Raw genomic sequence first — 15,622 nt, 5'->3', positions numbered from 1 at the left:
CAGGACGCCATGTTGACCATCCGCAAACGCGACGCAAGCCGCACGCCCGCCGGTGATGCCAATCACCAGCCGCGCATTATCGTCGGCGAGGAAGGCGACGTGCTCGGCTGCGCTTTCTCGGGTGTCTGGACGACGCGGACCGTGGCATCGGTCGATGCGGAGATGCGCAAGATCGAAAACCGCAACAGCGCCAAGAAGCTGATGCTCGACCTTTCGCAGATCGAGAAGATGGACACGGCCGGCGCCTGGCTGATCGATCGGCTGGCGAGCGCTTTCGAGAAGAAAGGCGTTGAAGTCCATGTGCAGGGGCAGAGCGAGATCGCCTCAATCCTGCTCGGCGCGGTCGGCGACGCGGTGCGACGCGAACCCGAATCGGGGCCGGCCGGACCGCCCAACATCATCCTGCGCGCGCTGGAGCTGGTCGGCCGCCGCGTCTACGAGATGCGCGACGATTTTCTGGCCTCGATGAACATCCTCGGCGCCACCATCCGCGGCGCGCAGATGAAGCTCGGCCGCGGCCATGCCGTCAATCCGGCAGCAATCTTCAACCAGATCGATCGTATGGGCGTCGGCGCCATTCCGGTGGTGGTGCTGATGTCGGCCATCGTCGGCGCCATCGTCGCCCAGCAAGGCGCTTATCAGCTCAGCTATTTCGGTGCCGACATTTTCGTCGTCGACCTCGTCGGCGTGCTGATCCTGCGCGAGCTTGGCGTGCTGATGACCGCGATCATGCTGGCCGGCCGCTCGGGCAGCGCCATCACCGCCGAGATCGGCTCGATGAAGATGCGCGAGGAGGTCGACGCGCTGAAGGTGATCGGGTTGAACCCGATCGGCGTGCTGGTGTTTCCGCGGCTCGTCGCCTTGGTGATTGCGCTGCCGTGCTTGACGATCATCGCGAATTTCGCCGCGCTCGGCGGCGGCATCATCGCCGCCTGGCTCTATTCCGACATTCCACCGGCGGCATTCATCGATCGGCTGCGGGTCGCCATCGACCTCAGCACCATTTTTGCCGGGCTGATCAAGGCGCCGTTCATGGCCATGATCATCGGCACCATCGCTTCGGTCGAGGGCATGAAGGTCGGCGGCAGCGCCGAATCGCTCGGCCAGCACGTGACCGCGTCGGTGGTGAAGTCGATCTTCGTCGTCATCATCCTCGACGGGCTTTTCGCCATGTTTTACGCATCGATCGGGTTTTGAGATGGCGGTTGCAAGCGGCAACGGGGTCAAAACGGCGCAGAACGCGGACCAGAGCGAGATCGTGCTTTCGGTCCGTGACGTCACCGTTGCCATCGAAGACAAGCTGATCCTCGATAAGCTTTCGCTCGATATCGAGCGCGGCGAGATCCTGGGCTTCGTCGGCGCCTCGGGCGCCGGCAAGTCGGTGTTGCTGCGCACCATCCTCGGGCTTATGCCGAAGCAATCGGGAACCATCAGGCTGTTCGGCGTCGACGTCGACAAGGCAAGCGAGATCGAGCGCCTGCGCATCGACATGCGGCTCGGCGTCCTGTTCCAGCACGGCGCGCTGTTTTCGGCGCTGACAGTGCTGGAAAACGTGCAGGTGCCGATGCGCGAGTATCTCGACCTGCCGAAGAAGCTGATGGACGAGCTCGCCATGCTCAAGGTCGAGCTGGTCGGGCTGCCGCCGGACGCAGCGCAGAAATTCCCTTCCGAGCTGTCGGGCGGCATGATCAAGCGCGCGGCGTTGGCTCGCGCGCTGGCGCTCGATCCGGACATCGTCTTCCTCGACGAGCCGACCTCGGGCCTCGATCCGATCAGCGCGGCCGAATTCGACGAATTGGTCGTCAAGCTGCGCGATACGATGGATTTGACGGTCTACATGGTCACGCACGACCTCGACACGCTGTTCACCGCCTGCGACCACGTGGCGGTGCTCGGTAAGAAGAGGGTGCTGGTCGAAGGCACGATCGACGACATGCTGAAAAGCGAGGAGCCGTGGGTAAAATCCTATTTCCGCGGAAAACGCGCCCGGCAACTTGATCTTGCGGCTCGCGCATAGCCATAAGTGAGGTAATGGAAACCAGAGCCAACTACGTCATTGTCGGCATTTTCACGCTGGCCGCGATCCTCGCGGCCTTCGCCTTCGTCTACTGGACGGCCGCGATCGGCGAGCGTGGCGAGACGACGCTGTTGCGCGTGCGCATCCCGGGCTCGGCTTCGGGCCTTGGCCGCGGCAGCTTCGTGCTGTTCAACGGCGTCAAGGTGGGCGACGTCAAACGGGTCTATATCGATGTCGACAACCCGACGGTCGCCATCGCCGATACCGAGATCGACCGCATGACGCCGATCACCAAGTCGACGCAGGCCGATATCGGGCTCGCCGGCCTCACCGGCCAGGCCAATATCGAGCTGAAAGGCGCCGATCCCAAGGAAGTGAAGCTGCTCGACCAGGCCGAGAAAGAAGGCAGGGTTCCGGAGATCGTCGCCAATCCGTCGGCCGTGACCAACCTGCTGCAGACGGCGCAGAACATCTTCACCCGTGCCGACAAGGTGCTTTCCGAGCTGGAAGGCTTCACCAAGGATGTTCGCGGACCGCTGACGCAGACAGTCAAGAACGTCGAGACCTTCTCCAACGCGCTGGCCAAGAATTCGGACGGCATCGATAAATTCCTGTCCGCCGTGAGCTCGCTTTCGGAGCAATTGCAAAATGTGTCGGGCCGACTCGACAGCACGCTGAAGGCGGCCGAGGGCCTGCTCAATTCGGTCGACAAGGACCGGATCAACAGCATCGTCGCCAATGTCGACACGGTCACCGCGAACCTCAAGGAAACCAGCGGGCAGTTGGACGGCGTGCTGAAGAACGTCGATGCCGCGGTGGGGTCGGTCAACGACTTCGCCAAGCAGACGCAAGGGACGCTCGCCAAGGTCAACGGCGTTCTCGATGGGATAGATCCGGCGAATGTCCGTACGGCGCTCGCCAACATCCAGAAGGCAAGCGACAGCGCCAACAAGGCGGCCGCCGACATCGCCAAGGTCACCGACAAGATCGCCAACCGCTCCGACGACATCAACGATACGATCAAGAATGCCCGCCAGCTTGCGCAACGCCTCAACGACGCCTCCGTGCGCGTCGACGGAATTCTCGAGAAGGTCGACAAGCTTCTCGGGTCCGGTGAAGCCAATGGCGTAATGGCCGATGCTCGGGCGACGCTGAAGTCCTTCAAGCAGGTTGCCGATACGCTGAACTCTCGGCTGGGCACCATCGTCGACAATCTGTCGCGCTTCTCCGGCCAGGGCCTGCAGGATGTCGAGGCGCTGGTCCAGGCCAGCCGGCGCTCGATCAGCCGAATCGAGGAAGCGGTGACAGATCTCAGCCGAAACCCGCAGCGCATACTGACGGGCGGCGAGGGGGAGGTCCGTCAGTTTGACGGCAGGGCACGGCGTTGACTTCCGCTGCTGCGAACGCCAAGAACATGGATTGCAGCTGTAAGTTGATCGTCAGATCCGGGGACAGTGGGGATCGCGCGTGAAGTTAGTGAGAGGGTTGAAGTCCGTTGCTGCCGCGACGCTCGTGTTCACGCTTGCAGGCTGCGCGGTACTGGGGGGCAGGCCGGCGCCGCTCGACACGTTCGAGCTTTCCGCGCCTTCGCTCGACATGCGAGGCCACAGCCGCCGCCAGATCCTGATCGCCCAACCCTCGGCGCTGAAGGCGCTGGACAGCCAGAACATCGTGATCAGGCCGTCCGACCAGTCGATCCAGTTCCTCAAGGGCGCGCAATGGGCGGACCGCCTGCCGCTGATCGTGCAGGCAAGGCTCGCCGAGACTTTTCAGCGCTCCGGCAGCTTTGCCGGTGTCGGCAAGCCGGGCGAGGGTTTGGCGATCGACTACCAGATCATCGTCGAGGTGCGGTCCTTCGAAGTCCGGGTCAATGGCGGCGAACATGCCGATGTCGAGCTGTTCGTGCGCATCCTCAACGATCGCAATGGCGAGGTGCGCGCCTCGAAGGACTTCACGGCCAGCGCACCGGTCTCGGGCGGCGGAAATGCCGCTTATGTCGGTGCCCTGGACAACGCGTTCGGCCAAGCGGCGAGGGACATCGTCCGCTGGACGGATTCGGTGATCTGAACGAATGCGCGTGCCTGTGCGGTGCCGCGCAAGCTACAAACACTCGAAGACGTCTGCCTGCAATTTTTCGGATTTCAACAGATGTTGCAGGGTGTAGGTCAGCGATAGCGCATCGTCGACAGCGTCGTGTGCCCGCAACGGAGCGTGGTCGACGCCATAGTAGTCCGCCAGCTTGTTGCTGGGTGTCCTCGCCAAATCTTCGATCGGCATCCCTGCCGCTAGCAGCAGCTTGACTGCATTGTCGAACCGGTTGGCTGGTATGGAAACGGGAATGCCGGCGACATAACAACTGATCGCGACCATGTTCAGCTCGTCCTTGCCCCAGGACCAAAAGCGCGCACCGTCGGAGAAGCGGTCGATGTCGGCAAGAGCTTCTGCCAATCCGACTCCCTCGGTCTCCAGGGTTTCTTCAGTGATGCCGGTGAGCTGGGTGAAAAACGGATCGAGCGCGTATCCCCGGCCGAATCGGTCAATCGGTTGCACATAGGCGCGGTGCGTGCCTAATAGGGGAAACTCCCCCTCAAGTCCGAGCTTTACTGCGCCGACCTGGGCTATGACCGGATCGGGACCATGAGCCGCGCACCAAAATCTGCGTTGCGAGCCTTGGAGGCAAAGAAATTCGCAGTCGAAGATTATCGCTGTCTTCAAGGCCTTCCCGCCAATTCGAAGATGGGACCTGCGTCAAACTGGAAGTAGATTCTAAAATGAAGAAGCGGAGCAATGGCCCCGCTTCAGTGTCTGATATGTGCCCCGCTCAGTGCAGGCGGCCGCTGGCGTGGGCCAGCATCGTGTAGACCTTGCCGGTGTCCGACGTGAGATAGGTTTGCGCCATGATGTTGTCGCGGTCGTTGCGCGACACATCCTTGAGCAGCTTCTCGAAATCGTCGCAGTAGCGGTCGACGGCGGCGCGGAACTCGGCCTCGGCCTGATACTTGCGGCGGATCTCGTCGAAGGTCTGCTGGCCCTTCAGCGTGTAGAGCCGGCGCGTGAACACGTCGCGCTCGCCGCGGCGGTAGCGGTTCCACAGCTCGATCGAGGCGTCATGGTCGATGGCGCGGGCGATGTCGACGGACAGCGAATTGAGCGATTCCATGACATGCAGCGGCGAACGCTGGGCAGGGGTCGCGCGCGGTGCTTCCGCGGGCGTCGCCGGCTTCAGCTCTTCCTCGCGCGAGGCGTTGGTCAGGAGATCGCGCACCCAGCCGCCCTGCTGCGTGCGGCCGTTCGGATCGCGGCGCGGCGCTTCCGCCGGGCGCTCGAGATCGAGGGTGCCGCGCAGCGTCGTCTCGCCGAGCGGTGCCTGCGGCGCCGGGCGCTCCGGCTGAGGCTGCTGCGGCGCCGGCGGGCGGCGCAGCGGCTGCTCGGCGGGGCGGGCGGGCGACTGCGGCGCGGGGCGCAGGGCGCGCGGCTCGCCGGTCTCGCTGCTGCCGCTGCGGCCGGATTTCGCAACGATATCCGACAGTTCCTTGAGCGCGTTAATCTGCTCGGCGACGGCGCGGCGGATGGCCGAGGTCGATTCCTTGGCCTCCTCCGGCATCTCGATGACGCCTTTCTTGAGCTCGGCGCGGGTGAGGTCCAGCTCGCTCTTGATGGAGCCCGCAGTGCGCCGCATCTCCTCGGTCGCGTCGGCGAAGCGGCGCGTCGCCGAATCGACGACCTCGGCGATGGCGGTGCGAATCTTCTCCGCCGATTCCATCGTCCGGCCCTCGGCATTCTGCATCGTCTGGCCCACAAGAGTCTCGAAGGAGCGCATGACTTTCTCGAGGTCTTCCGACTTCTTGACCAGACCGACGGCGAGGTCTTCCAGCGACGACTGCCGCTCCAGCGTGTGCTCGAGATTGCTCTGCGCGGAGCTCAGCAGGTCCGAGGCGCTCGACAGCAGGCGGCTGTGCTCGTCGAACTTGGTCGCGATCGAGGCGACCTCGCGCAACGTCGCCGACGACAGATCGGTGAGCCGCGTCGTGTTGGAATCAACGAGGCGCGCCGAGCTGGCAAAGGTCTGGGCCGCCTTCTCGGTGGTCGCCGCGAAGCTCTGCGTGCTGCCGCTCAGGCGCTCCTCGACCTGGCCGAGATTGACGGCCGCCTGGTCGATCAGCTGACTGAGCTGCGCGCTGGAGGTGGTCATGCGGCCGATAAGGTCGGCAACGCTGTCGGCCAGCGTCGAGCGGGCGCCCTCGACCGCCGAGAGCGTCTCCGCGGTACGGTTGGCGAGCGCATTGACGAGGGCCGCGTTTTCGCTGCGCAGCTTCTCGGTCGCCTGTTCGGTGACCTCTTCCATCCTCTTTTGCAGCTCGGAGCCGCCCTGGGCGAAGCGCTCGACCAGCGGACGCGCCGTCTCGTCGAGAATCTTCGACATTTCGGCGGAGCGCGCCGCAAGCATGGTGTTGAGCTCGCGGGTGTTGGCGCCGATGGTCTTTGCCGCCTCGTTGGTGCTCTGGCCGATATGCTGGCCGACCGCGGTGAAGGTTTCGGCAATGACGTTGGCGCGCGAGATGAGCTGCGCCTCGGCGCTGGAGACCTGCTCGTTGAGCTTCTGACCCATCGTTTCGGCGCCATAGGCGAGCCGGTTCTCGACGCTCGCAACCTGCTCCTCGACACGGGCCGCGGCCGCAGCGGCGCTCGAGGCCAGGCGTTCGTCGGCACCGGCGAGCGCCTGCTCGATCTCACGGGCGTGGACGGCGAGTTCCTGGCCGGTCTGGCGGGCACGGTCGGCGACGCGCTGCTCGGTGGCGGCGAATGCGCCGACAATGGTGTCGGCATGTTCGCCGATGGTCGAGGTGCTGCTGGCGATGCGCGACACCAAACGGTTGTCGGCGTCGTCGAAGATGCGGGCAATTTCAGACGCCCGCGACGACAGCGCCTCCGAACCTTCGGCAATGCGCGAGATCAGATGCTGGTCGGCGGCGTCGAAGATGCGGCCGAGATCCGAAGCGCGGGCGGCCAGCGCTTCGGCCGATTCGGTGATGCGCATGCTGAGGCGCTCGTCCGCGCCCTCGAAGTTGCGCAGGATGTCGCCTGCGCGGGCTGCGAGCGACTGCGCCGTTTCGACCGCGCGGGCGACCAGTTTCTGGTCGGCGGCGTCGAAGGTGCCGGCGATCTCGCCGGCGCGGGCGGCGAGCTTGTCGGCGGTTTCCTCGGCACGGGCCATGAGCGCGTTGGACGCGTCATCGGCGCGGGCCATCAGCATACTCGAGGTGTCCTGCGCGCGCTCGTGCAGGCGGCGGTCGGCCTGCTCGAAGGCGTTGGCAATCTCTTCGGCCCTGGCGAGCAGCGCAGCCGAAGTCTGTTCGGCGCGTTCGGCGATCTTGCGATCGGCGTCGCTGAAGGCAGCGCCCGCCTGCTCGTGCAGCGTGCTGGTGATTTCCATCACCTTGTCGCGCAGCGCGCCGGCAACGAAGACGGCGGTCTTTTCGAGGACGCCGCGGACATTTTCGACGCCGGCCGAAAGCGCACGCTCCATGGTGCCGGCGCGTTCTTCGATGATGCCGGTCTGGCGGCTGAAGGCCTGCTCGATCTTCTCGACATCGGCAGCGATCGCCGCCGAGATGTCGCTGCTCTTGGCCGCGATCTGGTCGATATGGCCGGACACCGAACGGTCGACGTCCTTGCGCGCTTCGGCGAGCTTGACGAGGTCATCTTCCAGCGCGCGGGCCAGCATGTCGCGGCCTTCGGACAGCTTGCCGATGTGACCGGCGATGACGCCGTCGATCTCGGAGCGGCTTTCCGCCAGCTTCTGCAGATCGGATTCAAGCGCCCGCTTGAGGATGTCGCGACCCTCGGCGAGCTTTTCCACCTGGCCGGAGACCAGCCCGTCGATGCCGGCGCGGCTCTCGGCGAGCTTGGCCAGGTCGGCCTCGAGGGCGCGCGTGAGGACATCGCGGCCTTCCGCGAGCTTGTCCACCTGGGCGGCAACGAGGCCGTCGATCGAGGCGCGGCTTTCGGCGAGCTTGGCGAGGTCCGCTTCGAGCGCACGCTTGAGGATATCGCGGCCTTCGGCCAGCTTCTCCACCTGGCCAGCGACCAGACCATCGATCGAGGACCGGCTTTCGGCCAGCTTGGCGAGATCGTCCTCCAAGGCCTTGGACAGGGTCGAGCGGTCCTGGACCAGCCTGTCGGCGTGGGTCTGCATGAGGCCGCTGGCATTGGCCATGTCGGCATCCAGGACGCGCGACAGCTCGGCGCGATGGTCGGCGATCTTCTGCGAATGATCGACGATGGCGCTCTGGATGGTGTTGAGGTCCGCTTCCAGCGCGCGTTTGAGGATATCGCGGCCCTCGGCAAGCTTCTCGACCTGGCCGGCCACCAAGCCATCGATGCTGGAACGGCTCTCGGCCAGCTTGGCCAGATCGTCCTCGAGCGACTTCGACAGCACGGCGCGGTCCTGGACGAGCCTGTTCTGGTGATCGGAGATTGCGCCGCCGACGGTCTGCAGGTCGGCCTCCAGGGCCTGCGACAGCTGAGCGCGTTCCTCCTGCACCTTCTCGGAGTGTCCCGCAATGGCACCCCTGATGGTGTTGATGTCGGCTTCCAGGGCACGCTTCAAGATATCGCGGCCTTCGGCGAGCTTCTCGACCTGGCCGGCGACCAGGCCGTCGATCGAGGCGCGGCTCTCGGCCAACTTGGCGAGATCGGATTCGAGCGTCTGGGACAGCAGGCTGCGGTCCTCGACGAGCCTGCCGGCGTGGCTGTCGATCAGGCTTCGGATTCCGCTCAGGTCTCCCTCCAGCGCGCGGCTGAGTTCACCCCTGTCCTCCGCGAGCTTGGCCGAATGGGTCTCGATCAGGTCCCTTATCCCGGCGATGTCGGTCTCCAGCGCCTTGGCGAGCACGGCGCGGCCCTCGGCGATCTTCTCGACCTGGCCGGCGACCAGGCCGTCGATCGAGGCGCGGCTGTCCGCCAGTTTGCCGAGATCGGCTTCCAGCGCGCGCGCCAGAATGTTGCGGCCCTCGGCCAGCTTGCCGACATGTCCAGCGACCATTTCGTCAATTATGGTGCGGGCTTGCACGAGTTTGCCGGAGTCTTCGTTCAGCGCCTGGGAGAGGCGGTTGCGACTCTCTTGGAGCTGCTCGAGATGGGCGCCGAGCGAGGCGTCGATGGCCGCGTGGGACTCGTTGACCTTGCGCAGGTCCTCTTCCAGCGCGCGAGAGATAAGGCTGCGGCCCTCGGCCAGTTTTTGGACCTGACTGGCCACGGCCTCATCGATGCCGGCGCGACTCTCGGCGAATTTCGCGAGGTCCTCCTGCATGGCGGCGGCCATACGGTTGCTGCTGTCGGAGAGCTTCCGGCTGTGGTCTTCGATGGCTTCGTCAATGCCGGCGCGAGCATCGGCGAGGCGCTGGATGTCGGAGTCGAAGGCGCGCGACACGACATGGCGGGCCGCCTCCATGCGTCCGGCGAAATCCGTGGCGCGGGCTTCGAGCATGGAAGAGGTCGACGAGATGATGTCGGCCATGTCGGCACCGATCTGGGTCTTGCCCTGATCGATCATCGACGACAGCTGGTCCTTGCTCTCGGCGAAGGTGTTGGCGATCTCGCGCGCACGTTCGACCAGAGTTTCGTTGATCTGGCGGGCACGCGCTTCGAGCGCGGCATTGAGCTTCTGGGTGCCGGTGTCGAGTGCTTCGGCGCGGGTCTGGAACTCGCTGATCAGCGCCTGGCCGCGCTCGGCCAGCGTCCGCTCGATGCCGCTGAGGCTTGCTTCGAACTCGGAGTTCAGTGTGCGGGCGGCGCCGCCGAGCAGCGAAACCATGCCGTTGGTGCGATCGTCAAGAAGATCGGTCAGCGAACGGGTAAGGCCGTCCGTGGTGTCGGTCAGCTTGGCGATGCGGGTGTCGAGCAGGCTGGCGAAGGCCTCGCCCGAGGTCGACAGGCGGTCAGTGATCGTGTCGAGCCGGGTTTCCACCGAATCGAAGATCGACAGCGAGCTCTCGTTGATGCGATCGATCAGCGTGTCGCCCGAATTGTTGATCGTCATCGACAGCTTGGTCGAGGCATTGAGGATCGAATCGCGGATGATATCGCTGGCGGCACCGATCTCGTCGCGCAGCGTCTCGTGCGCGCCGTGGATCGAAGCGCGCACGCGCTCGGCATGGCTAACGACAGCTTCGCGCTCGCTGCCCAGCCCGTCGACCAGCGAGCGGATACGCGCTTCGTTCTCGGAATAGGAGCGCTCGATCTGGTTGACTTCGCTGTGGACGAGGGTTTCGAGCTCGACGGCGCGGGCCAAAGTGCGTTCGATGCCTTCACCCATGGCGGCGACCTCGCGGCGAACGGCCTGACCGATCATCATGACGCGGTCTTGGGCAAGGTTTTCCGGCTCGGCGAGGCGGAAGGCCACTTCGGTCATGGATTGCGCGGCGATGCGCATTTCCTGCGCGCGCCGGATCATGGCGGCGAAGGCCCAGAACAGGATGACTGGGATGATCGCCGCGACCGCCAGGCCGATCAGCTCGGGGCGGGCGAAGAACTGGTCGAGAGTGCGGATCTGCCAGATGCTCGGCCCGAACAGCAGGTTGGCGAGGCCGCCGGCGCCCGCGATCCAGGCGAGTGAAATGAACGCGATCACCCAGTAAACGGTGCTCGAAGCGCGCCGGTTGAGGCCATGCAGAAGCGTCCGGTAATCCTTTTGGCGATCGTCATTGGCCGGCGTGAAACCGGCAGGAGCCGGCGTAAAACCGTTCGGTTGCGAGGCGCGCGATTCGAGCGGGCGCAGTTCCGCCGGCTTCGGCTGGGGCGCCGCCTTCGCGGCCTGAGGCTCATTTGCCGGCTCGATTCTATGGCTGCGGCCTTCGCGCGCCAGTTCATCCGCGGCCGCCGAAATCTGGGCCTCGAGATCTTCCATCGACGCCGCCATGTCGAGCCCGCCTTCGTCGCCGTTCAGGTCAAGGTCAAGCGCCTTTTCCAGTTCCGCGGCCACGTCGCTCTCGAGAGATTTGGTCGTCGTCGGTTTCTTAGCCATGCCTTCGCTACCCTGTACTAGCTGCCGCGGGACTTATGATTTTGGCCTGATTCTGGCTTGTCTGGTCCCAGACAGGAGGCTGAAAATGGACGTTCGTATCGTAATGACACACACGGGTAAAGAAAACATGCATTCCCGGCGATACGTAAAACTTTAAATATAAGGTTAACGAGAGCGTGATTTGGCTGCCTCCGTGACAACATTTTTCCCCGGCAATCGTTAACCCGTTGGCGACGGGAATCCGCCTATTTTCGGGCCGCCGGCCGCCCTTTCTTGGAGTAGCAGTGCGTATGCGTGGCGAGATTGGTATTGCGTTTTCCATGCCCGGCGGGGACGTGTCGGGGACGGCAGGTTCGCGACCTGTGGATATGGCCCACCTTGCGCGGCAGACGATGGATGATCGCGCGCTCGAACAGGAGGTGCTGGCGCTGTTCGTGCAGCAGGCGCTTTCGGTGCGCGACAAGATCGTCGATGCCGATGCCAAGGAACGGGTGCTCCTTGCACACGGCCTGAAAGGCTCGGCCCGCGGCATCGGCGCCTTTGCCGTCGCCGAATGCGCTGCAGCCATTGAAAAGCAGCCTGAGGATGGTCGCATCCTGAGGAAGCTGGGCGTGCTGATCGATGAAGTGCGGGACTTCATCGCCGCCATCAGCCGGTAGTCCTCCAGGGAGCACATCCAGAAAAAACGTCATGCGGTGGCGCTTTCGCGCCGCAGTTGACTTGTCCGGCGGAGTGATTATCTCGGCTGCGACTCCTCAGGTGACAAATGGCCAAGCTGACTTACATCGCCAATGACGGTACTCAATTCGACGTGGAGGCCGAGAACGGCTCGACCGTCATGGAAAACGCGATCCGCAACGCGGTGCCCGGCATCGAGGCCGAATGCGGCGGCGCCTGCGCCTGCGCGACCTGTCATGTCTATGTCGACGAGGCCTGGACGGGTGAGGTCGGCGAGCCGGAAGCGATGGAGGAGGACATGCTGGACTTCGCCTACGACGTCCGGCCCAACTCGCGCCTGTCCTGCCAGATCAAGGTGCGCGACGCGCTCGACGGGCTGGTCGTGCGCGTTCCCGAACGGCAGGGCTGAACCAAGTCTCCATTTCCAATTTTGCCGTGGCTGCTTGGCAGCGGGCCAATGCTCATGCACTGTCGCCAGCATTCCCAAAATGGGGCGGAGCTGATGACGGACACGATCAAGACGGACGTACTCATTGTCGGGGCAGGGCCGGTCGGCCTATTCGCCGTGTTCGAACTCGGGCTCTTCGACATGAAGTGCCATCTCATCGACATCCTCGACCGTCCCGGCGGGCAATGCGCCGAACTCTATCCGGAAAAGCCGATCTACGACATTCCCGGCTGGCCGATGATCACTGCGCAGGGTCTGGTCGACAAGCTGCTCGAACAGATCCATCCCTTCAAGCCGGACTTCACTTTCAACCGGATGGTCTCAAGCCTCGAAAAGCTCGAGGACGGCAGCTTCCGCGTCACCACGGACGAGGCTGAGGTGTTCGAAGCCAAGGTGGTGGTGATCGCCGCCGGCGGCGGCTCATTCCAGCCCAAGCGACCGCCCATCCCGGGCATCGAGAGCTACGAAGGCAAGAGCGTGTTCTATTCGGTCCGGCGCATGGAAGATTTCCGCGGCCACGATCTCGTCATCGTCGGAGGCGGCGATTCGGCGCTCGACTGGACGCTCAACCTGCAGCCGATCGCCAAAAGCGTGACACTTGTCCACCGGCGTCCGGAATTCCGGGCTGCGCCCGACAGCGTCAACAAGATGTACGCCATGCAGGAGATGAAAGAGCTGGAATTCCTGGTCGGTCAGGTGAGCGGGCTCGCAGGCGCCGACGGCCAGCTCTCGTCCGCCACCATCAAGGGTGGCCCGGATGGCGACATCGAGGTGCCATGTACGCGCATGCTGCCGTTCTTCGGCCTCACCATGAAACTCGGGCCGATCGCCGAATGGGGGCTGAACCTGCATGAGAACCTCATCCCGGTCGACACCGAGAAATTCCAGACGTCGGTTCCCGGCATCTTCGCCATCGGCGACATCAACTGGTATCCGGGCAAGCTGAAGCTGATCCTCTCAGGTTTCCATGAGGTCGCCCTGATGGCGCAGGCCGCAAAACGCATCGTCAGCCCGGGCGAGCGCATCGTCTTCCAGTACACGACCTCGTCGACCAGCCTGCAAAAAAAGCTCGGCGTCCACGATTGACGTGATCATTCGGCGAGCACGGGCGCTGCGTGCTCGTCCTTGCCGCGCAGCGGCTTTTCCGGCATCAGCGCCAGCGCGATCAATGCAAGAACAAGAGTGATGCCGGCGGTGAGGAAGATCATCACGAACGGCATTGCCGATGTCAGCTCGATATGCGTCTGCGAGCCCTCGGCGGCGAGCGGCAGGCCGTAGCCGAGCGCGACGGCGCCGAGCAGGGCGACGCCAAGCGCGCCGCCCAGTGTGCGCAGGAAGGTCAGGACGCCGGTCGCGACACCGAGATGGGCGCGATCGACCGCGTTCTGTACCGAGACGGTGCTGACCGGGAAGGTCGTGCCACTGCCGAGGCCAATGAGGGTCGTCAGGATTTCGACTTCGAGCAGCGACGCGTGTGTCGCAATGGCACTCAGCACCCCGATGCACGCGATCGCCAAACTGACGCCGACCATGGCAATGCGCTTGTAGTGGACGAAGCGCGGGATCATGCGGCCGCTGAAAGTGGCACCGGCAACGGTGCCGAGCAGCAGACCCAGCATGGCGATGCCGGATTCGCTGACCGAGAGCCCGACGACCGATTGCAGATAGACCGGCAGGTAAACCGACGCCCCGATATTTGCCGCCTGCAGCAGGAACATCGACAACGTGCCGGCGAGCACGATCCGGTTGCCCAGCACCTCGAGCGAGATCAAAGGCTCACTGGCCCTCAGCAGCCGCAGCGCGAACAATGCCCAGAACGCGGCCGAGCAGGCCACCAGCCCAAGGATTTCCGGCGAGAACCATGGATAGGTGCTGCCACCCCAGTTGAGCGCCAGAAGCAGCAGCGCCGTGGCGATCACCAAGAGCACTGCGCCCAGCCCGTCGATGCGGTGATGCTTGGCCGCGATCGGCAACTTCTTCAGCGGATTGTTGATGATGGCCATCGCCAGGAAGCCGATCGGCAGGTTGATCCAGAAGATCAACGACCAGTGGAGATGCTCTGCGAAGACACCGCCAAGCAGCGGGCCGGCGACGCTGGCCACCGCCCAGGTGCCGGAGATCCATGCGGCGTAGCGGGCCCGCTCGCGTGGCGGCACCAGATCGCCGATGACGGTTTGCGTCAGCGCGAAAAGGCCGCCGCCGCCGGCCCCCTGGATCGCCCGGCCGATGACCAGCACCAGCATGTTGGGGGCCAGGGCGCTGACCAGCGATCCCAAAAGAAAGATCAGGATGGCGGCGTAGATGACCGGCCGGCGGCCGTAGACGTCGGAAATCTTGCCGTAGAGCGGCGCCATCGCGGTGGCCGTCAGCAGATAGCCGGTCACGATCCAGGGCAGGTATTCGGCGTGGCCGAGCGCGCGCGCGATGGTCGGCAAGGCAGGCGACACAATGGTCTGGTCAAGCGCCGCCAGAAGCATCGACAAGAGCACGCCGCCGATGATGGCGTTTTTCTCGCTCTCGCTGATCGACGGCGAGGCCGTTGTCCTCATCGTCGTGCGATTGTCGACGGTCTGGTCCATGCGTCACTCTTTCAAGGTCGGTGCGCCGTCGGCAAGAAGCAGCCGGTGCGGGGCGTCCTGCGCCCGTCATTCGTATCTCGGTTTCCAAAGTCCGCCGGACGGCAAACCCGATATATGTCGGTCGATATAGGCCGTTTTCGACCGATGCTCGAAAGTTTTCTGGAATCTGGCACCATTGTTTCGGCGGTGTTGGCTTTCGCCGGCACCACCGGTCAAATGGTCAAGCCGGCGGCAACCGCCCGCTTTGGGTGCGCTGCATCCGGTAGCGCAGGAGCCGGATGATTCGGCTCTCGAAATTGACGCTTTCGACGCGGTCGAACTGCACCTGGGCGCGATCGTGCTTGGCGAGGATGGCGGCCGAGATCTGGGCGGCCTGGGCCTTCGCGGCTTCGCAGGTCCTTTGCGGATAAGTCGCCTTCAGCGCGTCCTCGAGTTCGCGCGCGTGGTTCTTGGCGATCTCGACATGGCGCTCTTCGTGGCGCTTGATGTCGGCCGACAGCGTATCCCAGAACAGCCTGACCTGCGGATCCGCCTTGCGCGGGCGCCGCCATTCCGGGAGGATCACCTTGACCTTCACGGTCACCTGCGCGTTCGCGATCCGGCAGGAATTCGCGGTCTGCGCGTAGCTGACGCGGGTGGTGAAGGCCATCTGCGTTGCGCCCGGATGCCGGGAGCCGGTGCTCTTCACTTCCGGTCCGTTTTTCGTCAGCTGTTTTTCGATGTCGTCCAGCGTGCGGCCGCCGACGCTGAAATAGCTGTAGGTCTTCACCAGATTCGCCGCGGCGGCCGGCGTGGCGGCCAGCGTGAGCATCAGGGCGCAGAGCAGGGAACGGTTCATCATGTTGCCTCTTCACGCACCTTGCTTTACGGCCGTT

General features: G+C 64.3%; 11 protein-coding genes. 7 read left to right on the top strand and 4 right to left on the bottom strand.

The window, feature by feature from the left end; translation table 11 throughout:
- Positions 1-9: 9 nt before the first annotated feature.
- From EOD29_RS23335 to EOD29_RS23320, 4 genes are all read left to right on the top strand, one after another.
- Positions 10-1,197, top strand: coding sequence for an ABC transporter permease (locus EOD29_RS23335; RefSeq protein ID WP_095800815.1), 1,188 nt, complete (start codon positions 10-12; stop codon positions 1,195-1,197).
- 1 nt (position 1,198) lies between these two features.
- Positions 1,199-2,017 (top strand): ABC transporter ATP-binding protein, encoded by an 819-nt coding sequence (locus tag EOD29_RS23330; RefSeq protein WP_127217087.1) that lies wholly within the window; start codon positions 1,199-1,201, stop codon positions 2,015-2,017.
- Between the two features lie 14 nt (positions 2,018-2,031).
- Positions 2,032-3,405: an MlaD family protein gene (locus EOD29_RS23325; protein ID WP_127248009.1), complete on the top strand. Its 1,374-nt coding sequence runs from the start codon at positions 2,032-2,034 to the stop codon at positions 3,403-3,405.
- A gap of 88 nt (positions 3,406-3,493) precedes the next feature.
- Complete coding sequence (locus EOD29_RS23320) at positions 3,494-4,084, top strand: ABC-type transport auxiliary lipoprotein family protein (protein ID WP_127242177.1); 591 nt, start codon at positions 3,494-3,496, stop codon at positions 4,082-4,084.
- Positions 4,085-4,117: 33 nt separating this feature from the next.
- Here EOD29_RS23320 and EOD29_RS23315 read toward each other — a convergent pair whose 3' ends face one another.
- Entirely contained in the window at positions 4,118-4,732 is a 615-nt protein-coding gene (locus tag EOD29_RS23315) for a 3'-5' exonuclease (RefSeq protein WP_127248008.1), read from the bottom strand.
- Between the two features lie 106 nt (positions 4,733-4,838).
- Positions 4,839-11,042: a kinesin gene (locus EOD29_RS23310; RefSeq protein ID WP_127248007.1), complete on the bottom strand. Its 6,204-nt coding sequence runs from the start codon at positions 11,040-11,042 to the stop codon at positions 4,839-4,841.
- A 290-nt stretch (positions 11,043-11,332) separates the two neighbouring features.
- Between EOD29_RS23310 and EOD29_RS23305 the strand changes: the two genes are divergently transcribed.
- From EOD29_RS23305 to EOD29_RS23295, 3 genes are all read left to right on the top strand, one after another.
- Positions 11,333-11,701 carry an Hpt domain-containing protein gene (locus EOD29_RS23305; RefSeq protein WP_066992375.1) on the top strand — a complete coding sequence of 123 codons (369 nt, stop codon included), beginning with the start codon at positions 11,333-11,335 and terminating at the stop codon, positions 11,699-11,701.
- A 107-nt stretch (positions 11,702-11,808) separates the two neighbouring features.
- On the top strand, positions 11,809-12,129 hold the full coding sequence (locus EOD29_RS23300; protein WP_066992377.1) for a 2Fe-2S iron-sulfur cluster-binding protein: 321 nt from the start codon (positions 11,809-11,811) through the stop codon (positions 12,127-12,129).
- Between the two features lie 93 nt (positions 12,130-12,222).
- Positions 12,223-13,254, top strand: a complete 1,032-nt coding sequence (locus EOD29_RS23295; RefSeq protein ID WP_067319714.1) for an NAD(P)/FAD-dependent oxidoreductase — start codon at positions 12,223-12,225, stop codon at positions 13,252-13,254.
- A gap of 5 nt (positions 13,255-13,259) precedes the next feature.
- Here EOD29_RS23295 and EOD29_RS23290 read toward each other — a convergent pair whose 3' ends face one another.
- A complete protein-coding gene (locus EOD29_RS23290; protein ID WP_067319716.1) occupies positions 13,260-14,747 on the bottom strand; it encodes an MDR family MFS transporter in 1,488 nt (495 codons plus the stop codon).
- Between the two features lie 220 nt (positions 14,748-14,967).
- Positions 14,968-15,588, bottom strand: a complete 621-nt coding sequence (locus tag EOD29_RS23285) for a DUF922 domain-containing protein (protein WP_067319718.1) — start codon at positions 15,586-15,588, stop codon at positions 14,968-14,970.
- Positions 15,589-15,622: the final 34 nt, after the last annotated feature.

It is taken from the genome of Mesorhizobium sp. M1A.T.Ca.IN.004.03.1.1, assembly GCF_003997555.1.
Lineage (GTDB): Bacteria > Pseudomonadota > Alphaproteobacteria > Rhizobiales > Rhizobiaceae > Mesorhizobium.
This window is presented reverse-complemented; position numbering and strand designations above follow the sequence as displayed.